We start from the raw sequence: 25608 nt of genomic DNA, 5'->3' as shown, positions 1-25608 counted from the left end.
GAACAGGGTGAAGGCCCATTGGATCGCCGCCCGGTCGAAGCCGAACTTCTTCTGGATGTCGGGGACGAAGAACGTCCAGCCGTATTGCAGGTTGGCGATCATCACCATGCAGATCACGCCGATCACCAGCTGACCCCAACGGTATCCATCGGATACCCGCTCGGTCGTTGTTTCCGCCCTCGTCATCGCGTCCTCCACGTTGTTCTATTGTGCATCATTCGAGGCATTGGAGCCGGTTGACCGGCATCCGGTCTTGAAGAAGGCCGGCCCTTGGCGCCGCCGGCATTCTGGTATGTGGAATACCAGCCTCCATCGTGCGTGTCGGCTCGTCAAGAGCAAGTTGCAGAAAAATCGATTCCGCAACGCAGCAAACAGGGATTATTTTCAAGCTCTCATTAAATGAGGCGATGTACGAGGCCAGCCATGCAACTCAAACAGCGCTAACGGCCAAATGCCAGCCTGTCATGTCTTCAAACACATACTGCGATTGATGCGAACGGCAGCCCTCATTTCGGGACTACAGTCCGAAGTCGCTCACCGTAAGCTGAAAAAGACCGATTCATGCGTCGGATCAACCGATACGCCCTGAGCCAACCGAAGGCACCTCGACGCGTGAAGCAATCAGGCGATGGCCGTTGACGGCATCTACGGATCACGCTCCCCGGACGAGGAGCCGGCACCATAGTTCTATTTCGACCGTTGACAACAGGTATTCTGCATACCAGAGTCCTGCCTCAACAAGAGATCCCGGAGAGGCAACGCCATGGAAGCCAGCCAGCGGACCGGCGATAGCGCGGGCCGCCTGCACTATATCCGTATGGATCGATCGGCGCGCGACGCATTGCGGTTGCTGCGCAGTCCCGGTGTCGACGCCCTCGTCGTGATCGACGGTGACCGTCCCACGGATGGCGCCATCATCGGGATCATCACCGAGCGTGAGATCTTCCGTGCCATGGCGGCGCGCGGCCTCGAAGCGCTCGACAATCTCGTCTGGATGCTGGCAAAGGAGGATTTCACCTCCGTCGATATCGGGATGTCCGGTCACGACAGGCTGAAGCAGTTCTGCGCCCACAAGACAGATCATATCGCGGTGACGGATGGTTTCGTGCTGACATCGGTCCAGAACATCTGGAGCTGCCTCGATGAGGTGTCCGGAGCCGGTGGACCGGCTCAGGTCTGAACATGAGTGCGTATCCGGCACCAGGATTTTGAGACCTGTACAATCCCGGTATCTATCGGCGCAGACTAGGTTACGCGCAATCGATCTCCGTGCGGCAGTATTGCGTTGCAAACCAATCGTATCGCAATCGCAGGACAAGATATCCTGCGCGTGATCATTGACCCGCATCCGTTTTGCATTCAAAATTTATCCAAGGTACCTCGTCGTTTCGGCCTTCGATCAAGGCGCGATTCATACGAGTATCGAGGCAGGGAGACGCTACGGGACCGTGCCGGTCGGCAACAGACCGGCCCCGCGCATCTCGTGGACAACAGGGTTAGCAGCGATGCGTTACTTGGCCATTCTCGAATGTCCCGTCGTCTTCGGGGGCGAATCCCCCAACGGGATGACCAGCATGGACATGTGTCCGTCGGCCGGGATCACACGCGGGCTCATCAGCCGGCATGTGAAAGTGATCGATTCCAGGGTCATCGCCGTCTGCATCTGGCAGAGCGAGTTCTGCGCTAAGCTGTTCTTCGACGCGGATTGGTACGAGAAGGCGGGAGTTCTCTGGGGCGACCGCTATCAACTGCGGCTCGAGGCCATCGACGAGGCAGCGGTCGCGTAAAGTCAGGCGAACCGGATTTCGCCACGACGACGCCCGGCCGCCCAAGAAGGTGTTGACTCTCGGAGCGGCCAACAATGTCCATTCCGGAGAGAGAGGTTGCGAATCTCGGTGAGCCCAAGCCGCGCGAGGAATTCGGCCCCTGGAATCCGGGACTCGAATCGAGCCTGCCCAGGGCGTTCCTCGCCCTGGAGACGATCTTTCGGTCAGATCATGTCGAGACCACCCTCGCGGACGCGCGCGAACTCATGGACGTCAGCGGGCTTCCGCTGACGCAGTTGGTCCGTTTTCGAGCACGTCGCCTCGTCGTCCACGAAGTGCTCATCCGCGTCATGGCCGACCTGTCGGTACCGGTCGGCCGGACCTATGGCGATCTCGGGGTCAATTTCCGCGCCATGGTCGGCACCATCCTGCGCGACGGGGTCGCGTCCCATGAGGGCGAGATCTCCGGCCTGCTCGACCGGGTCCGGAACGAGGCCGTGCACATCCTCGAGCGCGAGCTTTCCGTGATGCTCATGCCGAGAAGTGCGGAGGAACCGGTCAAGACATGGCGATCCTCGTGGCGGTTCATCCACGGATCGTCCGAGCCCGAGAGGCGAAGGCGGGAGGCCGGGACACCGGAACAGGCGGCTCTCCTGCATCTCGACGCCTGGCAGGCGCGATGTACGGCGTCGGCCATTCCCGTCGAAGCGGCAGCCTGCGCAGCTTTACGACACGTGGTGACGAGCATCATCAGCCGGCGCGGTTTTCTCATCCGCGACAGGGCGCTTCTCTCGAGCCTCGCCTGCACGCTCGTTTCGAACCAGTACGGCAGTACCCGGATCGGACAGTTGATCGAGCCATGGGTTCGCGACGTCGTCGCCAGCCAGGGCTACTATGTGCTGGCGGCCCAGGACCGGCCGGTGGTCATGAACGTCAAGGGTGCCTCGGCATCGGGCAAGAGCACGATCCGGCCCTATCAGCGGGCGCTTGCCGGGCGGCTCGGGCTCGATGGATCGGATTTCGCGGTGATCACCCCCGACGTCTGGCGCAAGTTCCTGCTCGATTACGACAGCCTCGGCCCCGCGCAGCGCTATGCCGGGACGCTGACCGGGCGCGAGGTGGAGATCATCGATCGCAAGCTCGACCGTCATATGGCGGTCAAAGCTGCCGAAGGGCGCATCTCGCATCTCCTCATCGACCGGTTTCGGTTCGACAGCTTCACCGTCGATCCCGGCGCCGAGAGCGGCAGCCAGCTCCTCACCCGCTTCGGTCACTGCGTCTACATGCAGTTCATGATCACGCCGCCGGAGGCGACGGTGGAGCGGGCATGGAAGCGCGGCGAACAGTTTGGCCGCTACAAAGCGGTGGAGGATCTGCTCGCGCACAATGTCGAAGCCTATACCGGCATGCCCCGCTTGTTTTTCACCTGGGCTCTGAGAACGGACAAGCAGGTCCATTTCGAGTTTCTCGACAACAGCGTCCCGGAGGGTGAGCGGCCGAGAACGATTGCCTTCGGCATCAACGGCGGGATGACCATTCTCGACCTGAAGTTCATCTTCGACATCGACAGGTACCGCAAGATCGATGTCACCGCGCGATCGCCCGACGAGGTGTATGCCGCCGCTGGCTCAATGGAGTCTTCGCAGAACCTGAGCTTCCTGCGCGACTGCGTTCGCCGGATGACGACGATCCGATTTGCCGATCACGGAACGGGGCGCGTCTATGCTCGTCTCGAACGCGCCCGCCTGACCCACCTCGCCGCGGACGTGGTTTTATGCGCGGTCGAGAATCCTGACCTGCACGCGGCCTTGTCCGTCATGGGCGTAACGGATCAGACTCCTGCCTTCGAGGGACCAGGGGAGCGGCTGCGACCGCAGGACACTCACACGTTGGGCCGATGGGGCGACGCGGCCCCGTTCTGATCGTCCACCGGCGACTGCCCGCTAATTGCGCAGGCAGAGGAGGGGATGCCTTCTGAGGATGCGTCCGGCGCCGGTTACCGGCCACCATCGACCTCCGCATGCGCCACAGACATGTCTGGTCGATTAAATGTGATATATCAGTTTGCGCCGCACCATGGCATCACGATGCTGCAACGCGCCATCGGGAGCCCACCATGCTCGTCACCATCTTCGCCGCCGTTCTCTGCATGATCGCTCTTCAGGTCGTCCTCGTTGTGAAAGCCGCCGATCTCCTGTCGGTGCGCCCTGAGAAGACCCGGTCCGAGAGCGGCGATTACGTGGCCGGTTCGGCCGGACGCTTCACCGGTATCGCCTGATCGATCGCGCACGAGCGAAAGAGCGCGGCATCGGGCTCGGGGCCGATACCGCGCTGAGTCGGGAGGAGTTTCACGTCATGCGCGCGAGCCGGGATGTTGAGACACGCGGCCCGCGCTTTGTTCAGGAGCGGATCATTCGGCAGCGATCCTCTGGACCGTGCCGATCGCCCCTGATTCCGAGATCTTGAGCCGGTCGTTCTCGGAATAGCCGAGGACGTCGCGCAGGATCTCGTCGGTATGCTCGCCCAGCAGGGGCGAGCGCTTGACCTCGACCTGACTTGCCGACAGTCGGATCGGGTTTCCCACGGTCAAGTATTTTCCACGCTCCGGATGGTCGACCTCGACCACCGTGCCGGATTTCCGCAGCGACTCGTCCTCCGCAATCTCCTTCATCGAAAGGATCGGGCCGCAGGGGACGTGCAGCGCGTTGAGCGTTTCCATCGCCTCAAACTTGGTCTTCGACATCGTCCAGGCTTCGACGCGGGTGAAGATTTCGTTCAAATGCGGCAGCCGCGCTTTCGGCGTCGCGTAATCGGGATGGGTTTTCCAGGTCGGCTCGCCGATGACGTCGCAGATCGGCTCCCAGACCGCACCTTGGGCGATGAAGTAGATGTACGCGTTGGGATCGGTTTCCCAGCCCTTGCACTTGAGAATGCGGCCCGGCTGGCCGCCGCCGGAATCGTTGCCCGCGCGTGGAACCGAGTCACCAAAACCGATCCCCTCCCCGTACTGGCTGTATTCCTTGAGCGGCCCGCGCTCCAATCGCTGCTGGTCTCGCAGCTTCACCCGGCAAAGGTTGAGAACGCCATCCTGCATGGCGCAATCGACCTTCTGGCCGAGGCCGGAATGGGTCCGCTGGTAGAGCGCGGTGACGATGCCGAGCGCCAGATGAAGGCCCGTGCCGGAATCACCGATCTGAGCGCCCGACACCATCGGGATATCGGTGCGGAACCCCGTGGTGGAGGCAGCGCCTCCGACGCACTGGGCGACGTTCTCGTAGACCTTGCAATTCTCGTAGACGCCCGGTCCGAACCCTTTCACCGAAGCGAGGATCATGCGTGGGTTGGCTTGGTGGATCGCCTCCCAGGTCAGGCCCATCCGGGCGAGAGCGCCGGGTGCGAAGTTCTCCACCAGAACGTCGCACTCCTTCACCAGACGCCACATCACCTCGATACCCTTGGGGTTCTTGGTGTCGAGGGTAATGGACCGCTTGTTGTGGTTCAGCATCGTGAAATAGAGGCTGTCCACATCGGGGATGTCCTGGAGCTGCTGGCGCGTGGCATCGCCGACGCCCGGCCGCTCGACCTTGATCACATCCGCGCCGAACCAAGCCAGGAGCTGGGTGCAGGTCGGGCCGGATTGGACATGGGTGAAGTCGAGGATCTTCACGCCTTCGAGGGCATTCATGGGACTTTTCCGCATTGAAGGGCGTTCGGCGGAGAGGGACACCCGCCGCTCCCGCGTCTCTGGCGCGGCAGCGGCGGAATGGGCCGAGGGGCCTACTTCTTCTTCACCACGCTCTGCGGGTTGAGGCTGCCGATATTGCCGCTCTCGGTACCGGCCTGGGGATCGATGACCGCGTTGATGAGCGTCGGGCGGCCCGAATCCATCGCTGCGTTCACGGCCTGAGACAGCTCGTCCGGCGTCGTCGCGTTGACGCCCACGCCGCCGAACGCCTCCATCATCTTGTCGTAACGGGAATCCCTGACGAAGACGGTCGTGCCGGGGTCGCGTCCGGTCGGGTCCGTATCGGTGCCGCGATAGATGCCGTTGTTGTTGAATACGACGATGCAGACCGGCAGGTTGTAGCGGCAGATGGTCTCCACTTCCATGCCGGAGAAGCCGAAGGCACTGTCGCCCTCGACGGCGAGGACGGGCTTGCCCGTTTCCACGGCGGCGGCGATGGCAAACCCCATGCCGATGCCCATGATGCCCCAGGTACCGACATCGAGGCGCTTGCGCGGCTGGTACATGTCGATGATGCCACGCGCCAGATCGAGGGTGTTGGCACCTTCGTTGACTAGGATCGCGTCGGGCCGCTCGGCGATGATGGTCTTCAGCGCCCCCAGCGCCCCGTGGAAGTCCATCGGGATCGAGTTCTTGCGCAGCTTCGATGCCATCTTGCCGAGGTTCTCCTCCTTCTTGGCGGAGATGGCATCGGTCCAGGATTTCGGCGGGGCCTGCCAGTCGCCCTTCATACCGTCGAGGAGCGCGGTGACGCAGGAGCCGATATCGCCAACGATGGGCGCCACGATTTCGACGTTGGAGTCCATCTCCTTCGGCTCGATGTCGATCTGGATGAACTTCTTCGAACCGGGGGCGCCCCAGGTCTTGCCCTTGCCGTGCGAGAGCAGCCAGTTGAGGCGCGCGCCCACCAGAAGGACGACATCGGCCTCCTTGAGGACGAGCGAACGGGCGGCACCGGCCGATTGCGGATGGGTGTCGGGCAGGAGGCCCTTGGCCATGCTCATGGGGACGTAGGGGATGCCGCTGGTCTCCACCAGAGCACGGACCTCCTCGTCGGCCTGCGCATAGGCCGCGCCCTTGCCGAGAACGATGAGGGGGCGCTTGGCGCTCTTGAGGACATCGAGCGCGCGCTTGATCGCCGAGGGGGCCGGCAGCTGGGCCGGGGCGGCGTCGATGACCTTGACCAGCGACTTGGCGCCGGCCTCGGCCTCCATCACCTGTGAGAAGAGCTTGGCGGGCAAATCCAGATAGACGCCGCCTGGGCGGCCGGACACCGCGGCGCGAATGGCACGGGCGACGGCGATGCCGATATCGGCGGCATGGAGCACCCGGAAGGCTGCCTTGCACAGGGGCTTGGCGATGGCGAGCTGGTCCATCTCCTCGTAATCGCCCTGTTGCAGGTCGACGATCTCGCGCTCGGACGAGCCGGAGATGAGGATCATCGGGAAGCAATTGGTGGTGGCGTTGGCGAGCGCCGTCAAACCGTTGAGGAAGCCGGGAGCCGAGACCGTGAGGCAGATACCGGGCTTTTTCGTCAGGAAGCCCGCGATGGCGGCGGCGTTTCCGGCATGCTGCTCATGGCGGAAGGAGATGACGCGCATACCGGCAGCCTGGGCAAGGCGGCCGAGATCTGTGATCGGAATTCCGGGCACGCCGTAGATCGTATGGATGTCGTTGAGCTTCAGCGCATCGATGACGAGATGAAAGCCATCGGTGAGCTCAGGCTCCGCTGCAACGTCGACATCGATTCTCTGGGCCAAAGCGGACATCGTGTTCTCTCCCTGTTTGTTTGATGTTTTGTTCTGATTGACGACCCGCTGGGCAGGCGGATCGATGACATGACGTCCCTATCGCGAGGCGCCGAGGGCCTCGGCCGAGGACGAAGCACCCCACGCATCCGGCGATTCGATCTCGCCGCAACTCTGGTCGCCCCGCAGACGAGACGTGCTGAGCGTTGCAAGTATGGATGCAATCGACATCCATGACCGACCGTCTCGGCGAGCTTGTATTTTTCTTAAGTCAGCTCGAAAAAATTATGACCTCTTCAAGAAAAGAAGCGCCTTCATCTTACGAGTGGCCATTGCATTCCTCCGTCGCAGCATTCCACGGATGATGATTTATAATGCACCCCATTCCGTTCGCGATACGATCCGGGACCACCGCCGAGATGCCGGGGCCTCGTCACCGACCTCATCCACCCTGTTGCTCAGTCCGTTCGCTCTTGAGACACCGCAAATCCCTGGAGATTGGTGGCATACCAAATACCAACTGTCAAATTGATTTGCAGGATCTTGCTGGATCGGTCGGGCGTCCGGGAATGCGTTCACCGAACGCAGGGGAAAATGGCGACGGCCACATCGCTCCGCCACTGGCGCCGGAATTGCTCTCTCTCCAGACTGCGAGAGCAAGCGGCGATGCTATTCTTGTGTTGAGGGATTGCGTTGGCCCGAAGCGTTCCTTGTATTCCTAACGCGGGTTTGGCATGCTTCACACCAAGTGTGCTCGACCATGTGTGCGAGTTGAAATCATTCCAGGTGTCGAAAATGGTCAAAACCGATACGTTTCAAGTAAAACCCATCGTTGCGACTTCCAGCTTGCGTGCATTGGCCTACGACGCACTGAAAGAAGCAATTACAAATATGAATATCTATAATCAGCGCGAGGAAGTTCGGCTGGATGAGCGAAAGCTCTCTCTGAATCTGGGTGTCAGCCGCACGCCGGTGCGCGAAGCGCTGACTGTGCTGGAGCAGGAAGGTTTCGTACGGTTCGAAGCCCGGCGCGGCGTCTTCGTCATCAAGAAGTCGAAGAAAGAGATCGTCAGCATGATCCAGGCCTGGTCGGCCCTGGAGAGCATGGCCGCGCGCCTCGCCTGCGAGCGAGCCACGGACGAGCAGTTACACTGCCTGCGCGAGCATTTTCCGGAATTTTACGAGGGTCGTCCGTCGGATCATCTCGACGAGTATTCGGAAGCCAATATCCGCTTCCACCAGAAGATCATTTCCCTGGGCCAATGCGACGTGATCAAGGACATCACCAGCAATCTCCTTATGCACGTCCGCGGCATCCGCAACACGGCCATGCGCCAGGGCGACCGCGCCGCCAACTCGATCAAGGAGCACGTGGCGATCATCAAGGCCCTGGAGGCGCGCGACGCGGACCTCGCCGAACGCCTCGTGCGCGAGCACGGCCTCGGGCTCGCCAGTCATGTGGAGAAATACGGCGACTATCTCGACTGACCTGTCCTGTAGCCGGCTTCCCCACACGACAACCGGACGAGAAACGACATCCGGCCCGATCGTCATCGAGGGAATGCGTCCCTGGCGGAACATCGACGGGACGGAGCGGTCCAGCCCGGCGCGAAAAAGCTGCCGGGCGCCGACGCCTCGACGGCGGCGCGTATCGATCCGGGACCAAGTTCGACCACCGCGTTAACGGAACCCTTGCAGAACACTTGCGGAACGTCTACCGTGTTCGTGTTTTGTTTCAGCGGCGTTAGTCGCGGCCATTGGCTTCAGTGGAAGAGTGATCTGTATGTTGACGCGTAAGCAGCTGGATCTCCTCCAATTCATTCAGCAACGGATGCAGGAGAGCGGCGTCCCGCCGTCGTTCGACGAGATGAAGGACGCGCTCGATCTCAAGTCGAAATCGGGGATCCACCGGCTGATCACGGCCCTCGAAGAGCGTGGATTCCTGCGGCGCCTGCCGAACCGGGCCAGGGCGATCGAGGTGATCCGGATGCCCGAAAGCCTGATCGGCGCTCCTGCGCAGAAACCGGCCCCCGCCGGCGAAGTCCGTCGTTTCACGCCCAGCGTCGTCGAGGGCGGACGATCCAAAGCGACGCCTTCCCTGCGCCCGCCCACGACCCAGGCCCAGGACGAGAGCGGACGGGCCATCACCATTCCGGTCATGGGCCGGATCGCGGCCGGTACGCCGATCTCGGCGATCCAGAATCAAAGTCATTCAGTCATGATGTCTCCCGACTTCCTGTCGGGGGGTGAGCATTATGCTCTCGAAGTGCGTGGTGATTCGATGATCGATGCGGGTATTCTCGACGGCGATCTTGTGGTGATCAAGAAGCAGGATACCGCGAATACGGGAGACATCATCGTCGCCCTCATCGACGATGAGGAAGCCACGTTGAAGCGCCTGCGTCGTCGCGGTTCCTCGATCGCCCTCGAGGCGGCCAACCCCGCCTATGAGACGAGGGTACTGGGCCCCGACCGCGTCCAGATCCAGGGGCGTCTCGTCAGTCTCGTCCGCCGTTATTGAGGCTGGTCGTCCGAGGGTGTCTCCGGCAACGGGTCGCCCTCGTCGATCTCCGAATTCGTTGGTGTCGCGATTCGTGCCTTCGTCGAGGGGGCGGGCGCGATGTCGGCACTGGCCGGTCGCCACGGAGGCCGGACGTTTGGTTCATGGGCCGATGTCGCGATCGGGCCGTCTGGCCCGAAGCGGACGGCCGTTGCCCCCCGAGCCGCCAGGAAGGCCCGGTCTATGATCAGGTCGGCTCGGCATCCTTCTGGCGCCTTCATGCGGGCGATAACGACGCTTGCCCTCTCGCAATCCTCCGCAAAGGCTCGCTTGTCCTTGACCAGGGCCACGATGCGACCTGTCTCCGTCCCCACGGCGCAGCCGACCGCATCGCAGCGACTTCTGGTGGAGGCCGATACTGCCCCGGCCTTACGGGAATCGCCGTCCGCTTTGAGCCATTGTTCGAGGACGAAGGCCGGCGGGTTTCCGAGGATGGCCAACCGCCCGTCATGGTCGCGCAAGGCGGCGCCCCCACCTTCGCGGTCGACATAGAGGTCGTAGCGTTGCGCCGTGGCGGCGAGGGCGATGCCGAGAGCGGCCGGAGCGAGGCCGATCCAACGCAAACGCGAGACGGGGAGCGTCAGCAGGAGCAGGGCGAGGGCCAACAGGGAGAGCGGCGTACTGCCAAAGGCCGGCACGACGAGGGTGGCATGGCCAAACCCGCTGATCCGCCCCGAGATCGTGAGCATTCCGCGCACCGCGAGCCCCATCGCCCACCAGACCGGCTGATCGAGGGCAAAGGGATAGGCGAGGATGCCGAGGACCGCCGCCGGCATCACCGCCAGGGAGACGAGGGGCAAGGTCAGGGCATTGCCGATGATTCCGAAGGGTTGAACGGTCTGGAAATGATAGGTCGCGAACGGCGCGGTGGCGATCTGGGCGATCATGGTCGTCGCCAGGGTGCCGAGGATCGCGGCGGCGAGGAACCGCCATGCGCGGGCCAAAAGGCTCGCGCCTTCGCGTGGCGGCATCCAGCGATGGAGCGTGCCGGCGCAGGCGACGAGGCCGGCCACTGCGCCGAAGGACATCTGGAAGCTCGGGCCGAGAAGTCCGTCTGGCTCGCGAGCCAGCGCGATCAGGGCGGCGAGAGCGAGATTTCGCATGCTCAAGGCGGGGCGATCCACGAGGATCGCACCCAGCATCACCAGGGTCATGATGAGCGACCGCTCGGCGGCGATGTCCCAGCCCGAGAAGGTGCAATAGGCGGTGACGCCCACCATGGCGAAGCCGGCGGCGATCTTCTTGATCGGCCATGTCAGGGCGAGCCCAGGAACGAGGGCGAGGGACGCGCGGACGAGCCAGAACACCACGCCGGCCGCGAGCACCATGTGGAGTCCGGAAATCGAGACCACGTGGTAGATGCCCGCCGCGCGCAGGATATCGTTGGTTTCCGGGTTGATGAGGCCGCGCTTGCCCGTCACCAGGGCCGCCGCGACCGCGCCGGCCTGCCCGCCATTGGCGTCGGTGATCCGACGGGTCAGCGCGTTGCGCGCATCATCCACGGCAGCGGCGAGCAAGACCTGCCAGGGCAAGGGTCTGGGCGGAGGCTTCACCTCGATCTTGCCCACGAGGGAGCCGACGGCACCGATCCCGCGAAAGTAAGCATCGCGCGCGAAATCGTATCCGCCCGGCCGGGCCGCCTCTGGCGGAGGCAGGAGCCGTGCCGTCGCCGAGATGAAATCACCGGGCTTCAGGGTGAGCGCCTTCTTGTAGGACACGCGAACCCGGGTCGGCCGGCGATCGGGCGTCAAGGCGCCGAAACTCTCCACGAGGACGATGAGGCGAGCACCGACTTCCCGCTCGTCGAGGGCTTCCACGAGGCCGGTGAGCGGCGCGATGGTCGTCCGGGCAAGGACGGGAGACGCCACGATCCGTAGACGCAATACGGCGGCCGAGAAGCCGAGGAACGATGCGGCAAGCCCGAGAACCAGAGCGAGAGCGACCGGCCTCGCGCCGAGGAACGGCACGGCGGCCGAAAGGGCGAACGCCACGAGGAGTGGTGCTGCCAGCGACGGCTCGCCGTGGGTGGCCGTGAAACAGACGAGGATGCCGAGGCCGAACGCGACGGCGAGCCATGGAAACAGCCGGCGCTGTTCGGATTCCTCCGCGAGCCCGCCGGCGAACCAGCGCTTTACCGCATCGAACGAAGCCGACGGCGATCGCAGGCGGGCCAGGCCTGCGATCGTGGCGTCCTTTGCTCGCGCACTGGCCTCGGCCATCTCCCGCTGAGTCCCCCTCGGGGCTCACCCTGTTCGAGAACGCCCGCGCGCGGCATCGGTCCCACCTCGCGACTCGGCGCCACGTTTTCTTAACGTCACCGCAAACGCATGCTACATGCGCCGATCCGGGCCGGTCGATCCGCCCTCCCACTTTCACGCACAAGTTAAGCCGCCCGATGTCGTCACCCGTCGTCACGCGTTTTGCCCCCTCCCCTACGGGCTACCTGCACATTGGGGGAGCGCGCACGGCGCTCTTCAACTGGCTCTATGCCCGCCATTTCGGCGGCAAGATGCTGTTGCGAATCGAGGATACCGATCGGGAGCGCTCCACTCAGGGCGCCATCGACGCGATTCTCGACGGGCTCAGCTGGCTCGGCCTCGATTGGGACGGGGACGTGGTCTACCAGTTCGCCCGCGCTGACCGGCACCGCCAAGTTGCGGAAGGCCTGCTCGCCTCGGGCAACGCCTATCATTGCTATGCCACGCCGGACGAACTCACCGCCATGCGTGAAGCAGCCCGCGCCGAAGGGCGCCCCATGCGTTACGACGGTCGCTGGCGCGACCGCGATCCGTCCGAGGCGCCGGCCGGCGTCAAGCCGGTGATTCGTCTGCGTGCTCCGTCCGACGGCGAGACGGTGGTGGAGGATCAGGTCCAGGGCCGCGTGACCTGGGCCAACAAGGACCTCGACGATCTCGTCCTGCTTCGCTCCGACGGCAACCCGACCTACATGCTCGCCGTCGTCGTCGACGATCACGACATGGGCGTGACCCATGTGATCCGCGGCGACGATCACCTTACCAATGCCGCGCGGCAGGGACAGATCTACGACGCACTCGGCTGGGCCGCGCCGATCATGGCACATATCCCGCTGATCCACGGGGCGGATGGCGCCAAGCTGTCGAAGCGTCACGGTGCGCTCGGTGTCGATGCCTATCGCGACCTCGGCTACCTTCCCGCGGCCTTGCGCAACTATCTCGTCCGCCTCGGCTGGAGCCATGGCGACCAGGAGGTCTTCTCGACGCAGGACATGATCGCCGCCTTCGACCTGAAGTCGATCGGTCGTTCCGCTGCCCGATTCGATTTCGCGAAGCTGGAGAACCTCAATGGGCTCTACATCCGCGGGGCTGACGATACCGTGTTGATCGATGCGATCGAAACGATCCTTCCGGTCCTTGCCCCCGACCGCGGATTGCCCGCCTCCTTGTCGCCCGAGCTTCGTGCCAAGCTCGGCGCGGCGATGCCGGGTCTCAAGGAGCGCGCCAAGACACTCGTCGACCTTCTCGACAGCGCCTATTACCTCACCGCCTCACGCCCCCTCGGCCTCGACGACAAGGCGAACGCACTCTTGAGCGACGAGGCCCGCCGGCGCCTCACCGCGATCCTGCCGGCCCTCGCCGACCTGCCGGAGTGGAATGCGGCGAGCACGGAGGGGGCCGTGCGCCGATTCGCCGAAGAGAACGCACTCAAACTGGGACTCATCGCCCAGCCCCTTCGGGCTGCGCTAACCGGGCGCGCGACCTCGCCGCCTGTCTTCGACGTCATGGCTGTCCTCGGTCGCGAAGAGTGTCTGGGGCGCCTTGCCGATCAGTCGTCTTCGACCTGATCTCCGACGTTCGAACGGTGACAGATCGGCCTGGTTTTCGCTTGAGCGGCGGAGTGGCGAGGGGGATCGGTTGTAGGCGGTCTGATGATCCGCTAACCCGATAGGAGTGTGAGCACCTGCAGCATAAATCTGTTCGTGCGCACCGGGCCGGCGTGGTGAATGTCGCCACGCGGGCCGGTGCTACCCTCTGCCAAGGTCTGCCTTCTGCCAAGAAAGGGTCCACGTCTCCATGAGCGCCACCAGCACGATCTCCGTGGGCGACAACCAAGTCGATCTTCCGATCAAGACCGGTACGATCGGACCCGACGTCATCGACATCGGCAAGCTCCACGCCAAGACCGGCATGTTCACCTTCGATCCGGGGTTCACCTCCACCGCGTCCTGCGAATCGAAGATCACCTATATCGACGGCGACGCCGGCGTCCTCCTCTATCGCGGCTACCCGATCGAGCAGATCGCCGAGCAGGGCGATTTCCTCGAGACCTGCTATCTCATGCTGTTCGGCGAGTTGCCGACGCCTGCCCAGAAGGCGGATTTCGACTACCGGGTCACGCGCCACACCATGGTGCACGACCAGATGAACCGCTTCTTCCAGGGATTCCGCCGCGACGCCCACCCGATGGCGATCATGGTCGCCTGCGTCGGTGCACTCTCGGCCTTCTATCATGACTCGACCGACATCTCGGACGACAAGCAGCGGATGATCGCGAGCTTGCGCATGATCGCCAAGATGCCGACGCTGGCCGCGATGGCCTACAAGTATTCCATCGGACAGCCGTTCGTGTACCCGAAGAACGATCTCGACTACACCTCGAATTTCCTGCGGATGTGCTTCGCGGTGCCGACTGAGGAGTTCGTGGTCAACCCGATCTATGCCCGTGCGCTGGACCGGATCTTCATCCTGCATGCCGATCACGAGCAGAACGCCTCGACCTCCACCGTGCGCCTCGCCGGTTCGTCGGGTGCCAACCCCTTCGCCTGTATCGCCGCCGGCATCGCCTGCCTGTGGGGACCGGCCCATGGCGGCGCCAATGAGGCGGCGCTCAAGATGCTGGAAGAGATCGGCACGCCCGACAACGTGGCGAAATACGTTGCCAAGGCGAAGGACAAAAACGACCCGTTCCGCCTGATGGGCTTCGGTCACCGCGTCTATAAGAATTACGATCCGCGTGCCCGTATCATGCAGAAGACCACGCATGAGGTCCTCAGCCAGTTGGGTATCAAGGACGATCCGCTCCTCGAAGTCGCCGTGCAACTCGAGCAGATCGCCCTGAAGGACGAGTATTTCATCGAGAAGAAGCTCTACCCGAACATCGATTTCTATTCCGGCATCACCCTCAAGGCGATGGGTTTCCCGACGTCGATGTTCACTGTGCTCTTCGCGCTCGCCCGCACCACCGGCTGGATCGCCCAGTGGGCCGAGATGATCGAGGATCCGTCGCAGAAGATCGGCCGCCCGCGCCAGCTCTACATCGGCCCGGACAAGCGCGAATACGTGCCCATCGGCCAGCGCGGCTGACGCTGGCGAGAGGAGCGAGACAAAGGTCCGCTCCACCCCTTCGTCGAACGGGTGGAGCGCCTGACGAACCCGATCCGGAGGCCGGGCCGAGAAGGCGCGAGGCGTCCTTTTCTCGGCTCGAAGACGAGCCGCTTTGGCGGCTTTTTCCGCGATACCTCTTGAACCACCCTGGCCGTGCGGCAAGCATCTGGAATGAGTGCTTGGACTGACAGGCCGGCCCGGGGCGATCCATAGCCAAACAAAAAGGCCGCCCTCTCGGGCGGCCTTTCTCGTCTCGGCGATGATCCTATGGGATCAGCGCGAATAGAACTCGATCACGAGGTTCGGTTCCATCTGGACCGGGTAGGGAACCTCGCTGAGGCTCGGCACGCGGGTGACGCGGGCCGTCATCTTGGCGTGATCCACCTCGATGTAGTCGGGCACGTCACGCTCGGCGAGCTGCGAAGCGACGACCACGATCTCGAGCTGCTTCGAGGCATCCTTCACCTCGATCACGTCGCCCGGCTTCACGAGGAAGCTGGCGATGTTCACGCGGCGACCGTTCACCTTGACGTGGCCATGGTTCACGAACTGGCGGGCGGCGAAGGGGGTCGGCACGAACTTGGCACGGTACACGACCGCGTCGAGGCGACGCTCCAGCAGGCCGATCAGGTTCTCGCTCGAGTCGCCGCGCAGGCGGATCGCCTCGGCGTAGTAACGGCGGAACTGCTTCTCGGTGATGTTGGCGTAGTAGCCCTTGAGCTTCTGCTTGGCGCGCAGCTGCGTGCCGAAGTCGGACATCTTGCCCTTGCGGCGCTGGCCGTGCTGGCCCGGGCCGTACTCGCGGCGATTGACGGGGCTCTTCGGGCGGCCCCAGATGTTCTGGCCCATACGGCGATCGAGCTTGTGCTTCGCCTGAATACGTTTTGACATCGCGGTTCCTCTCAGCGAGTGAGATTGGTCGAGGAACGCGCCCTCCTCTTTCCGAAGCGGCCCAGGGCCGAGGCGGAACGACAGAGCGGACATTGCCGCTCACGGGTGCGCTTGAAAAAGCTGCGGGGCCCCTCTCGGAGCCCCGTAACTGAGCGCTGCATAGGCGAGAGACGCCCTTTGGTCAATGCCGCGGCGGCAACGCGTCTATTGCAGGGCCAGCGGCATCATCTCCACGGCGACGTCGCCGACGCCCCTGGCATCGAGAGAGCGACGCAGGGAAGGCGTGATACCCGCACCGCTGGTGAAGGCTGTGAGCCCCGGGGGGACGTCGTCCATCGGATTGCGCCGAGATGGACCGAGAAGCTGCGTCACCCGCCGGGCGATGGCCGGCGCAGGGTCGATCCAGGTCACTTCCCAGGGGGCGAGGCGCTGGAAGCGCGCAAGCAGCAGGGGGTAATGGGTGCAGGCGAGGCAGACCACGTCCGTGCGCCGCCCGTCCTCTCCCTCGACGAAGCAGGGCGCGATCTCGGCCGCAAGCAACGCGTCGTCGACTGGATGGCCGGCGAGTTCGGCTTCGGCATAGGCCGCCAGATTCGGGGATCCGACGAGGGTCACCGTGCAATCGCTGGCATAGGTCTCGATCAGGTCGTGGGTGTAGGGCCGCGCCACGGTGCCCGGCGTCGCCAGAAGGCTGATCCGGCGCGAGCGTGTCGCCTCCGCCGCCGGCTTGATCGGCGGCACGACGCCGACGAAGGGTGTCGAGAAGCGCGCCCGGAGCGCAGGCAGCACCAGGGTCGACGCCGTATTGCAGGCGATGACGACGAGATTGGGGGCGTGGCGCAGGAGAAGCCTTTCCATCACCGCTAGCACGCGGGCGACAAGGATGGATTCCGCCAGGCGTCCATAGGGAAAGGCGGCGTCGTCGGCGGCATAGACGTACCGCGCATCAGGCCGGGCGCGCCTGACCTGTTCGAGAACTGTGAGCCCCCCGAGCCCGGAATCGAAGACGAGGATGGTCGGGGTCGGCCGGATTTCCGCCGCCAGTGCCGCTGTCATCGCTCCCGCCATCAGATCGATCCGCATACGAGCCTTGCCTGGACACTGTGCGTGGATGGAGGAGTGTCGGGCCGGCAGGGTTAAGGCCGTGTCACTGAGGCATGAAAAAGGCCCGGCATTTTTCGCACTGGCGCACCGCGTCGATGGGCGCAGGCGAGGGGCCGTTGCCGAATGACGGCGGAGCCATATTTCCGCACCGTGGATACGAGTGGGATGATCGATATGGCAGCGACGGCGGCAATGCGCGAGACCTCGCACCAGACGGACAGCGTGGCCTTCCCACCGCCGAACGTCTCGGCGAGGCCAGTGGATCGCACAGCCTGGATCAGGGCCTTCCGCGCCGTGCGCGACGAAACCGAGCACCGCGCCGCTCCGCTATCGCCCGAGGATCAGCAGATCCAGTCCATGGCCGATGCCAGCCCGACGAAATGGCACCGGGCGCATACCACGTGGTTTTTCGAACAATTCCTCCTGCGCGAACACGTGCCCGGCTACTGCATCTACGATGAGCGGCTGCATTACCTCTTCAACTCCTACTATGTCGCCGCTGGACCCCGGCAGCCGAGAATCATGCGCGGTCTCATCACAAGGCCGACCGCCGATGAGGTCGCCGGGTACCGCGCCCATGTGGACCGGGCGGTTGAGCGTCTCCTGTCGGACGCCACCGACTCGACCCTCGACACGGTGCTGCCCGTCCTCGAAATCGGCCTCTATCATGAGCAGCAGCATCAGGAATTGCTGCTGACCGACATCCTCCACGCCTTCGCGCAGAACCCCCTGGGCCCCGTCTACGATGCCGAGTGGCGGTTTCCTCGCCCGGTATCGAGCAACGGAACCGCCGAACTGCAGGGGCGGGTCGTGAAGATCGGGCACGATGGCGATGGATTTTCCTTCGACAACGAATCCCCACGGCATGAGACGCTGATCCTGCCCTGTCAGATCGACAGGGGCCTCGTCACCAACGCACAATGGCTGGCCTTCATCGAGGATGGCGGCTACGCGCGCCCGGAACTCTGGCTCTCGGATGGCTGGCTCGCAGTGCAGGCAGAGGGCTGGGAAGCCCCCGGCTACTGGCAGCGTAACGATGCCGGGCAATGGTCGAGTATGACCCTAGCCGGACAGACGAGCATCGACCCGGCCCTGCCCGTGACTCATGTGAGTTATTTCGAGGCGGACGCCTATGCGCGATGGGCGGGGCGCGATCTGCCCACCGAGTTCGAGTGGGAAACTGCCGCCACGGAGGGGCTTCTCGACGATGCCTTCGGCCTCGTCTGGCAATGGACTCGCTCGGCCTACCTCTCCTACCCGGGCTATCGGCCCGTTCCCGGTGCGCTCGGCGAATACAACGGTAAGTTCATGTCGAACCAGTTCGTCCTGCGAGGCTCATCCGTGGCGACCTCCGACGGGCATGCCCGGATCGGCTACCGCAACTTCTTCTATCCACATCAGCGCTGGCAGTTTACGGGGCTGCGGCTGTCGAACTATCGCGATTGAGCGCCGTTTCCCCCACCCGCGTCCTTTGGCGTTCCTTGGAGACTTGCCCGTGACCATCAACCCCGTCTTCACGGACGCCACTCCCCTGTCCACCGTAAGCCCGGAGGAACAATTCCGCGACGACGTCCTCGTTGGGCTCGCGGCATCGCAGAAGTTCATTCCGGCGAAGTACTTCTACGACGAGATCGGCTCGGACCTGTTCGAATCCATCACCCAACAGCCCGAATATTATCCCACGCGGACGGAAATCGGCATCCTCGAAGCGTTCGGCTCGGACATCGCGTCACTCCTTCCGTCGCACGCGAACTTGGTGGAATTCGGCAGCGGCTCGACGGTGAAGGTCCGGCGTCTTCTCGCCCATCTGACCGATCTGGCCGCTTACGTGCCGGTTGACGTTTCGGAAAGCTTTCTCCGGAGCGAGGCCGAAACCCTGTCGCGGGACTTCCCCCACCTGTCGATCCAGCCGGTCGCCGCGGATTTCACCCGGCCCTTCACCCTTCCCGACGGTCTTTCCGACGGCGCCGTCGCAGGCTTCTTTCCCGGCTCGACCATCGGCAATTTCGAGCCGCCCCAGGCCGCCCGTCTCCTCGCTCATTTCGGACGGGTCCTCGGGCGTGGAGCATCCCTGATCGTCGGCGTCGATCTCGTGAAGGACAAAGCCGTACTGGATGCGGCCTATGATGATGCGGCCGGCGTGACGGCGAAGTTCAACCTGAACCTGCTCGATCGGATCAATCGCGAACTTGATGCCGATTTCGACCGATCCTCCTTCGCCCACCGGGCCTACTTCGCCCCCGAGACGTCACGGGTCGAGATGCACCTCGTGAGTCTGCGCGCCCAGGACGTGTCGCTGGAGGGCCGCCGCTTCCGGTTCTCGGAGGGAGAGACGGTTCACACCGAGAACAGCTACAAGTACACGATCGACGGCTTCCGCGACCTCGCCGCCGAGGCAGGGTGGGACGTGGCGAAGAGTTGGACCGATGCCGAGGGCCTGTTCTCGGTCCATGCACTGACCCGCTGAGGGTCAGGCCTTCTTCTCGAGCATCTGCTTGACCTGCATCAGTTGGTCCCAGACCGTGCCCGGGGTGGTGCCGAGCACGTCGAAGCCGGCGCTGATCCCCCAGTAGATCCCGTAGCAGATGATCGGAACGAGGATCCAACCCAGGATTTCCTCGCCCCGACGGCGACGTATGCGCCGGCGCCGGCGCTCTTCCCGGCGCGTCAATTTCTGCGGGCGAGCCGCGACGGGCGTGCCCTGGCTCGAGAGCGGCGTCAGGGGGCCCTCTTGCAGATCGCTCATGGATACTCCCCTGTTATCGCGAGTGGCTTCTGACGATCTTTCACCAGATGCTCCTCGCAACGGTCCGAACCGCCGCGGGATACAAAAGGCTGTGACGTCGCTCGCGAGCCCCCTCGCAGGATTCACGTCCGGACGGGAGCCTCTGCGCCCGTTCCAACGCGGTTGCTAGCGACCGATCCTGCCCGTGTCGACCGCCGGACCGATGTTTTCGAGGCCCAACGCAAGAAGGGGCGCGGCTTCCCGAAGGAAGACGCGCCCCGCCAGACTGACAGCCGGTACGATCAAGCCCGGACGAGAGGCACCTTCGGCACGGTGCGGACGCCGCCAGATCCCCCCGAGCCGCCCTTGTCGTCCTTCTTCGCGTCGTCCTTCTTTCGTGGCGCAGCCTTGGCCCGACTCCGCTTGCGCTTGGCCCCGCCGGCGTTGGAGACGTCCTTCTCCGGCTTGGGGGTCACTGGTCCGGCCGGGAACTCGAAGGCCAGCGCATCCTTCTGCGCCAACGCCTCGCCGTCCTCGGCCTTCTTCAGCACCACCCGCACGGCGCCGCCATCCTTGAGGCGTCCGAACAAGACCTCGTCGGCGAGTGGCGTCTTGATCGTGGTCTGGATAAGGCGCGCCATGGGCCGCGCGCCCATCGCCTCGTCATAGCCGTTCTCGGTCAACCATTCGCGCGCTTCGTCCGAAAGCTCGATCGTGACGTTGCGATCAGCCAGCTGAGCCTCAAGCTGGAGCACGAACTTGTCGACCACCTTGGCCACCACGTCCTTCGGCAGGTGACCGAAGGAGATGATGGAATCGAGGCGGTTGCGGAATTCCGGCGCGAACAGCTTGTTGATCGCCTCCACGTCGTCTCCCGTGCGCTTCGTCTGGGTGAAGCCGTAGGCGGACTTCGCCATGTCCGACGCGCCCGCGTTCGTCGTCATGATGATGATGACGTTGCGGAAATCCACCTGCTTGCCGTTGTGATCGGTCAGCTTGCCGTGATCCATCACCTGCAACAGGATGTTGAATAGGTCCGGATGGGCCTTCTCGATCTCGTCCAGAAGCAACACGCAATGCGGATGCTGGTCGATCCCGTCCGTGAGCAGGCCGCCCTGGTCGAAGCCGACATAGCCGGGGGGCGCGCCGATGAGGCGGCTCACCGTATGCCGCTCCATGTATTCCGACATGTCGAAGCGGATCATCTCGATGCCGAGGGACGAGGCGAGTTGCTTGGCCGCCTCCGTCTTGCCGACACCGGTCGGCCCGGCGAACAGGTACGAGCCGATCGGCTTGTCGGGATCGCGCAATCCCGCACGTGCCAGCTTGATCGCCGAGGTCAGCGCCTCGATGGCGTTCGACTGACCATAGACCACCCGTTTCAGGTTCTCGGTAAGGTTCTTCAGAACCACCGCGTCGTCCTTCGAGACGGTCTTTGCCGGGATGCGGGCCATGGTGGCGATGGTCGCCTCGATCTCCTTGACGCCGATCGTCCGCTTGCGGCGGGCTTCCGGCACCAGCATCTGCGAAGCTCCGGTCTCGTCGATCACATCGATCGCCTTGTCGGGCAATTTGCGGTCGTTGATGTAGCGCGCGGACAACTCCACAGCGGCCTTCACGGCCTCGGTCGTATACTTGAGCTTGTGAAACTCCTCGAAATAGGGCTTGAGCCCCTTTACGATCTCGATCGCATCCGGGATCGACGGCTCGTTCACGTCGATCTTCTGGAAGCGCCGTACCAGAGCCCGGTCCTTCTCGAAGTACTGACGGTACTCCTTGTAGGTGGTCGAGCCAATGCAGCGGAGCGAGCCGTTGGCCAAGGCGGGCTTGAGCAAGTTCGATGCGTCCATCGCACCGCCCGAGGTCGCGCCGGCACCGATGACCGTGTGGATCTCGTCGATGAAGAGCACCGCATTCGGATGCGCCTCGATCTCCTTCATCACCTGCTTGAGACGCTCCTCGAAATCACCGCGATACCGCGTGCCCGCGAGCAAGGTGCCCATGTCGAGGGAGAACACCGTCGCGTCGATGAGGACTTCCGGCACTTCCTTGTTGATGATCTTGCGCGCCAAGCCCTCGGCGATGGCGGTCTTGCCCACGCCGGGATCGCCGACGAGCAGAGGGTTGTTCTTCTGCCGGCGGCAGAGAATCTGGATCGTGCGCTGGACCTCGCTTTCGCGTCCGATCAGCGGATCGATCCGGCCGTCGCGCGCCTTCTTGTTGAGATTGACGCAATAGGCTTCCAGCGCGTCGCCCTTCTTCTTGGTTCGGTTGTCCGTCTCCTCGCCGCTCGGACGCTCGGACGAGGCCTCTTCTTCCGCACCACGAACGGGCTTCGCCTCCGAGGCGCCCGGGCGCTTGGCAATGCCGTGACTGATGTAGTTGACCGCGTCGTAGCGGGTCATGTCCTGCTCCTGCAGGAAGTAGGCGGCATGGCTCTCACGCTCGGCGAAGATCGCCACGAGCACGTTGGCCCCTGTCACCTCTTCGCGCCCGGAGGACTGGACGTGAATGACCGCGCGCTGGATCACGCGCTGGAAACCCGCCGTCGGCTTGGCATCCTGGCGTCCGTCGCCGATCAGGTTGGCGAGTTCGGTGTCCACATACTCGACCAAGCTGCGTTTCAGCGTGTCGACCTCGACGTTGCAGGCACGCATGACGGCTGCTGCATCCTGATCGTCCACCAGGGCAAGGAGCAGGTGCTCCAGCGTCGCGTATTCGTGCCGGCGCTCGCCGGCGAGCGCCAGAGCGCGGTGGAGAGCTTGTTCTAGGCTGCGAGAGAAGCTGGGCAAAAGCGGGTCCTCGTGTGGGGTGCCTATTTTTTTTCCATGACGCACTGGAGAGGATGTTGGTGTTTACGCGCGAAGTCCATGACCTGCGTCACCTTGGTCTCCGCCACCTCGTAGGTAAAGATCCCGCACTCGCCGACGCCATTCTGATGCACGTGCATCATGATCTGGTAGGCGTCGGCCTGTGATTTGTTGAAGAATTTCTCGACCACATGCACGACGAACTCCATCGGCGTGTAATCGTCGTTGAGAAGGAGCACGCGGTACAAGCTCGGCCGTTTGGTCTTTGGCTTGGTCCGCGTGATGATGGCCGTCCCCGAGCGGCCGTCGTCATTGCCGCCGGGTCCTATGGGATCGGCGCCGCGCGGGGCCGGAGGACCGGCGTGGATCGCCCCGTGATGCCCGGCGGCCGCGGCGAAACCACCGTGATCGAGGACGGAAAAGACCGGACAACGCATCGGGTCGTCGAACATCGGAATAGCATCGACCCCATTTGTGGCAGCGGAGTCCGGACGCGGATTGAGAGAACCGACCGGCTTCCAGACTGCACGCTGGCGCGGCGCACCTGCTTCTGCGTCAATCTATAGGCCGTTTCCCGACTTCGCCAGTCGCCTGCGCGCACTTGTCCGGTACGCCAAGCCATGAACGCCCACCGCGAGGCGGACATCGCCCGGCGATGTCGCGGGGAGGTGCCATGGCACACGACAAAGGGCGACCGAGCCTTCGCTCGATCGCCCTTTGTCACTCCAGGCGTAGCCGGCTCCGGCGCCGGATGGTCGCTCAGTTGGCGGCGGGAAGCTTGATGTTGGCCAGGCCTTCGAGCGGCTTGCCGATCTCCTTGGCGAGCTCGGCATACAGGCCACCGACGAGCTTCGCCTGGGCGACCATGCGCTCGTAGGATGCCTTCATGAACTCGGCCTGGATTTCCATGGCGCCCTGAGGGGTCTTCGCCTCGGCCAGCTTCTTCATGGTGGCGCTGCCATGCTCGAACGATTGCTTGGTGTAATCCGCCATCTCGGTGCCGACGGTCTGGTTCGTCCGCGCGACCAGCGACACGTTCTTCATCACGGAGTCGAGGCCGGATTTGTCGAAAGCGGGGATCTTGTCGAAAAGCTGATTCGTCATGGGATGTGAGATACCCTCTCGGGCATTCCTCTGGGGGGCCGGATGTCGACACGGCCGTTCCCCCGACCCGCGGAATCGACCAATGCAAGGTTTATGTGCATTGCAACATAAAACGTCAAGACCATACCGCATCGCAGCAAAAGCGATCAAATCAATCGCATGGCATTAACCGGGCCGTAACCGCGTCGACCTAGCGTGATTGACAGATGTTGTGAGGGCACGGCGGCCCGTTCGCCGGCCTTGCAGTGATGATGCAGTGCAAGCCGATCCCAGGGTCGGTTGTCGAGGACACCCCGTCGCGATGCGTAGCGTTCCGAGTCGCTCCCGGACGACCCATGGGCTGCCGGCCCTCATTGCGGCCGCGGCCGTTCTCACGGCCATCGCCTCGCCCGCCGATGCGCGTCGCGGGCACCATCACCGGGGCGGCGGAGGGGGCTACAACCCGCCCTACGCCGCCATGGTGGTCGACGTGAAGACGGGCCGCACCCTGCATGCGGTCAACGAGGATTCCCTCCGCCACCCGGCATCGATCACCAAGGTGATGACGCTCTACATGCTGTTCGAGCAGCTCGAGCGCGGCCGCTTCAACCTCGATTCGCCGCTGACCGTCTCGGCTTTTGCCGCCGCCCAGGCGCCGTCCAAGCTCGGCCTCCGGCCGGGCTCGACCATCGAGGTGGAGGACGCGATCAAGGCGATCGTGACGAAATCTGCCAATGACGTGGCCTGTGCCATCGGCGAGAACATCGCCGGCTCGGAGCCGAAATTCGCCGAGATGATGACCCGCAAGGCGCAGGCCCTGGGTATGACCAGGACCAACTACGCCAACGCCTCGGGCCTGCCCGATGCGGACCAGATCACCACGGCGCGCGACCTGACCATCCTCGCCCGCGCGATCCAGGACCGGTTTCCGCGTTACTACAAGTACTTCCAGACCCGCTCCTTCGCCTTCCGCGGTCGCGTCATCGGCAACCACAACCGCCTTCTCGGCAATGTCGAGGGCGTCGACGGCATCAAGACCGGCTACACCCGCGATTCCGGCTTCAACCTGATGACCGCCGCCAAGTCCGACGACCGCCAGATCGTGGCGATCGTGCTGGGCGGAAAGTCGGGTGCCAGCCGCGACCGGATCATGGCCGATCTCGTCCGGGCGAACCTGCCCCGCGCCTATGCCGGCAACCGCCAGGCCCCGGCGGTGACGGAGGTCGCCGAGCGCGGCCGTCCCGCCGTGGTCGCGGACGCCACCTCGCGGACCCGCACCCAGGTCGCCTCGGCCGACGAGGAGGATGTCGAGGTCGAGACCACCGCCTCGACCCAGCCCCTCGATATCAGCCCGCGCCAGACCACGACGCCCGGAAGCGCCGGCGCCAAGTGGCGGAGCGGCGCCCTCCCGGCCTCGGCTCAGGCCTACGCGCCGAGCAGCGCGCCCACGGCGTTCCCCGGAACCAAGGTCTCCCCGAGCGGCAAGTCCGATGCACGTCTCGCATCGGTGGATGGCGCCCGGCCCGAGCCCGCGCCGAAGGCATCGTCCACGAGCCGCGTCACGCCCACCGCCTGGGTGATCCAGCTCGGTGCCATGGACGACGAGGACAAGGCCAAGTCGATGCTCTCCGAAGCCCGCAGCCGGGCAGGAAGCGCGCTCTCGAAGGCGTCACCCTACACCGTGAGGGTCGACCATGGCGGCGCAACCCTCTACCGCGCGCGGTTCTCGGGCTTCAGCGAGCAGGAAGCAGCGCAGGATGCCTGCTCCACCCTGAAGCGCAACGGCTTCAACTGCTTCGCCACGCGAAGCTGA

The 25608-nt window shown here is 64.0% G+C and carries 20 protein-coding genes and 1 pseudogene; 11 read left to right on the top strand and 10 right to left on the bottom strand.

What is annotated here, in order from left to right; all coding sequences use genetic code 11:
- A pseudogene (locus MKK51_RS10005) lies at positions 1–186 on the bottom strand (oxalate/formate MFS antiporter); the annotation flags it as partial.
- Positions 187–763: 577 nt separating this feature from the next.
- Here MKK51_RS10005 and MKK51_RS10000 point away from each other — a divergent pair.
- From MKK51_RS10000 to MKK51_RS09985, 4 genes are all read left to right on the top strand, one after another.
- Positions 764–1180 carry a CBS domain-containing protein gene (locus MKK51_RS10000; RefSeq protein ID WP_243976776.1) on the top strand — a complete coding sequence of 139 codons (417 nt, stop codon included), beginning with the start codon at positions 764–766 and terminating at the stop codon, positions 1178–1180.
- Positions 1181–1505: 325 nt separating this feature from the next.
- Entirely contained in the window at positions 1506–1787 is a 282-nt protein-coding gene (locus MKK51_RS09995; protein ID WP_243976775.1) for a hypothetical protein, read from the top strand.
- Between the two features lie 74 nt (positions 1788–1861).
- On the top strand, positions 1862–3688 hold the full coding sequence (locus MKK51_RS09990; protein WP_243976774.1) for a zeta toxin family protein: 1827 nt from the start codon (positions 1862–1864) through the stop codon (positions 3686–3688).
- A gap of 194 nt (positions 3689–3882) precedes the next feature.
- Positions 3883–4044, top strand: a complete 162-nt coding sequence (locus MKK51_RS09985) for a hypothetical protein (RefSeq protein WP_243976772.1) — start codon at positions 3883–3885, stop codon at positions 4042–4044.
- Between the two features lie 132 nt (positions 4045–4176).
- Here the strand turns inward: MKK51_RS09985 and frc are convergent, their stop codons facing one another.
- Both frc and oxc read right to left on the bottom strand, forming a co-directional pair.
- A complete protein-coding gene (gene frc, locus MKK51_RS09980) occupies positions 4177–5451 on the bottom strand; it encodes a formyl-CoA transferase (protein WP_243976770.1) in 1275 nt (424 codons plus the stop codon).
- A 92-nt stretch (positions 5452–5543) separates the two neighbouring features.
- Positions 5544–7280, bottom strand: coding sequence for an oxalyl-CoA decarboxylase (oxc, locus tag MKK51_RS09975; RefSeq protein ID WP_243976768.1), 1737 nt, complete (start codon positions 7278–7280; stop codon positions 5544–5546).
- A gap of 774 nt (positions 7281–8054) precedes the next feature.
- On the opposite strand from oxc, the gene MKK51_RS09970 reads away from it, so the two are divergent.
- Both MKK51_RS09970 and lexA read left to right on the top strand, forming a co-directional pair.
- The gene (locus MKK51_RS09970) at positions 8055–8747 is read left to right on the top strand and encodes a GntR family transcriptional regulator (protein ID WP_027172391.1); all 693 of its coding nucleotides are present in this window, start codon (positions 8055–8057) and stop codon (positions 8745–8747) included.
- A gap of 295 nt (positions 8748–9042) precedes the next feature.
- On the top strand, positions 9043–9780 hold the full coding sequence (lexA, locus tag MKK51_RS09965; protein WP_243976766.1) for a transcriptional repressor LexA: 738 nt from the start codon (positions 9043–9045) through the stop codon (positions 9778–9780).
- Here the strand turns inward: lexA and MKK51_RS09960 are convergent.
- Positions 9774–12038, bottom strand: a complete 2265-nt coding sequence (locus MKK51_RS09960) for a ComEC/Rec2 family competence protein (protein WP_243976764.1) — start codon at positions 12036–12038, stop codon at positions 9774–9776. The two genes, lexA and MKK51_RS09960, sit on opposite strands and share 7 nt — an antisense overlap.
- Before the next feature lie 176 nt (positions 12039–12214).
- Here MKK51_RS09960 and gltX point away from each other — a divergent pair, with 176 nt between their 5' ends.
- Together gltX and gltA are read left to right on the top strand one after the other, a co-directional pair.
- Positions 12215–13642, top strand: a complete 1428-nt coding sequence (gene gltX, locus MKK51_RS09955) for a glutamate--tRNA ligase (protein WP_243976763.1) — start codon at positions 12215–12217, stop codon at positions 13640–13642.
- Positions 13643–13871: 229 nt separating this feature from the next.
- On the top strand, positions 13872–15161 hold the full coding sequence (gltA, locus tag MKK51_RS09950; RefSeq protein ID WP_243976762.1) for a citrate synthase: 1290 nt from the start codon (positions 13872–13874) through the stop codon (positions 15159–15161).
- A 294-nt stretch (positions 15162–15455) separates the two neighbouring features.
- Here gltA and rpsD read toward each other — a convergent pair whose 3' ends face one another.
- Entirely contained in the window at positions 15456–16073 is a 618-nt protein-coding gene (rpsD, locus tag MKK51_RS09945; protein ID WP_027172386.1) for a 30S ribosomal protein S4, read from the bottom strand.
- Between the two features lie 204 nt (positions 16074–16277).
- A complete protein-coding gene (gene murI, locus MKK51_RS09940) occupies positions 16278–17156 on the bottom strand; it encodes a glutamate racemase (RefSeq protein ID WP_243976761.1) in 879 nt (292 codons plus the stop codon).
- A 195-nt stretch (positions 17157–17351) separates the two neighbouring features.
- Between murI and egtB the strand changes: the two genes are divergently transcribed.
- Positions 17352–18623: an ergothioneine biosynthesis protein EgtB gene (egtB, locus tag MKK51_RS09935; RefSeq protein WP_243976788.1), complete on the top strand. Its 1272-nt coding sequence runs from the start codon at positions 17352–17354 to the stop codon at positions 18621–18623.
- Positions 18624–18672: 49 nt separating this feature from the next.
- Positions 18673–19644, top strand: a complete 972-nt coding sequence (gene egtD, locus MKK51_RS09930; protein ID WP_243976760.1) for an L-histidine N(alpha)-methyltransferase — start codon at positions 18673–18675, stop codon at positions 19642–19644.
- 3 nt (positions 19645–19647) lie between these two features.
- Here egtD and MKK51_RS09925 read toward each other — a convergent pair whose 3' ends face one another.
- From MKK51_RS09925 to MKK51_RS09910, 4 genes are all read right to left on the bottom strand, one after another.
- A complete protein-coding gene (locus tag MKK51_RS09925; RefSeq protein ID WP_243976759.1) occupies positions 19648–19923 on the bottom strand; it encodes a hypothetical protein in 276 nt (91 codons plus the stop codon).
- A gap of 281 nt (positions 19924–20204) precedes the next feature.
- Positions 20205–22694: an ATP-dependent Clp protease ATP-binding subunit ClpA gene (gene clpA, locus MKK51_RS09920; RefSeq protein ID WP_243976758.1), complete on the bottom strand. Its 2490-nt coding sequence runs from the start codon at positions 22692–22694 to the stop codon at positions 20205–20207.
- A gap of 23 nt (positions 22695–22717) precedes the next feature.
- Complete coding sequence (gene clpS, locus MKK51_RS09915) at positions 22718–23164, bottom strand: ATP-dependent Clp protease adapter ClpS (protein WP_243976757.1); 447 nt, start codon at positions 23162–23164, stop codon at positions 22718–22720.
- Between the two features lie 307 nt (positions 23165–23471).
- The gene (locus tag MKK51_RS09910) at positions 23472–23816 is read right to left on the bottom strand and encodes a phasin family protein (RefSeq protein ID WP_243976756.1); all 345 of its coding nucleotides are present in this window, start codon (positions 23814–23816) and stop codon (positions 23472–23474) included.
- A gap of 301 nt (positions 23817–24117) precedes the next feature.
- On the opposite strand from MKK51_RS09910, the gene MKK51_RS09905 reads away from it, so the two are divergent.
- On the top strand, positions 24118–25608 hold the full coding sequence (locus tag MKK51_RS09905; protein WP_243976754.1) for an SPOR domain-containing protein: 1491 nt from the start codon (positions 24118–24120) through the stop codon (positions 25606–25608).

The organism is Methylobacterium sp. E-045, assembly GCF_022829685.1.
Classification (GTDB): Bacteria; Pseudomonadota; Alphaproteobacteria; order Rhizobiales; family Beijerinckiaceae; genus Methylobacterium.
The sequence above is the reverse complement of the archived record's forward strand: the minus strand, read 5'-3'. Positions and strand labels throughout refer to the sequence as shown.

Excerpts from the sequence above, each read along its gene's own strand:
- frc (WP_243976770.1), bottom strand. The coding sequence starts at position 5,451 with ATGAATGCCCTCGAAGGCGTGAAGATCCTCGACTTCACCCATGTCCAA.
- MKK51_RS09910 (WP_243976756.1), bottom strand. The coding sequence starts at position 23,816 with ATGACGAATCAGCTTTTCGACAAGATCCCCGCTTTCGACAAATCCGGC.
- MKK51_RS09970 (WP_027172391.1), top strand. The coding sequence starts at position 8,055 with ATGGTCAAAACCGATACGTTTCAAGTAAAACCCATCGTTGCGACTTCC.
- MKK51_RS10000 (WP_243976776.1), top strand. The coding sequence starts at position 764 with ATGGAAGCCAGCCAGCGGACCGGCGATAGCGCGGGCCGCCTGCACTAT.
- clpS (WP_243976757.1), bottom strand. The coding sequence starts at position 23,164 with ATGTTCGACGACCCGATGCGTTGTCCGGTCTTTTCCGTCCTCGATCAC.
- MKK51_RS09960 (WP_243976764.1), bottom strand. The coding sequence starts at position 12,038 with ATGGCCGAGGCCAGTGCGCGAGCAAAGGACGCCACGATCGCAGGCCTG.
- egtB (WP_243976788.1), top strand. The coding sequence starts at position 17,352 with ATGGCAGCGACGGCGGCAATGCGCGAGACCTCGCACCAGACGGACAGC.
- oxc (WP_243976768.1), bottom strand. The coding sequence starts at position 7,280 with ATGTCCGCTTTGGCCCAGAGAATCGATGTCGACGTTGCAGCGGAGCCT.
- lexA (WP_243976766.1), top strand. The coding sequence starts at position 9,043 with ATGTTGACGCGTAAGCAGCTGGATCTCCTCCAATTCATTCAGCAACGG.
- gltX (WP_243976763.1), top strand. The coding sequence starts at position 12,215 with ATGTCGTCACCCGTCGTCACGCGTTTTGCCCCCTCCCCTACGGGCTAC.
- MKK51_RS09985 (WP_243976772.1), top strand. The coding sequence starts at position 3,883 with ATGCTCGTCACCATCTTCGCCGCCGTTCTCTGCATGATCGCTCTTCAG.
- gltA (WP_243976762.1), top strand. The coding sequence starts at position 13,872 with ATGAGCGCCACCAGCACGATCTCCGTGGGCGACAACCAAGTCGATCTT.
- MKK51_RS09925 (WP_243976759.1), bottom strand. The coding sequence starts at position 19,923 with ATGAGCGATCTGCAAGAGGGCCCCCTGACGCCGCTCTCGAGCCAGGGC.
- MKK51_RS09990 (WP_243976774.1), top strand. The coding sequence starts at position 1,862 with ATGTCCATTCCGGAGAGAGAGGTTGCGAATCTCGGTGAGCCCAAGCCG.
- murI (WP_243976761.1), bottom strand. The coding sequence starts at position 17,156 with ATGCGGATCGATCTGATGGCGGGAGCGATGACAGCGGCACTGGCGGCG.
- rpsD (WP_027172386.1), bottom strand. The coding sequence starts at position 16,073 with ATGTCAAAACGTATTCAGGCGAAGCACAAGCTCGATCGCCGTATGGGC.
- MKK51_RS09905 (WP_243976754.1), top strand. The coding sequence starts at position 24,118 with ATGCGTAGCGTTCCGAGTCGCTCCCGGACGACCCATGGGCTGCCGGCC.
- MKK51_RS09995 (WP_243976775.1), top strand. The coding sequence starts at position 1,506 with ATGCGTTACTTGGCCATTCTCGAATGTCCCGTCGTCTTCGGGGGCGAA.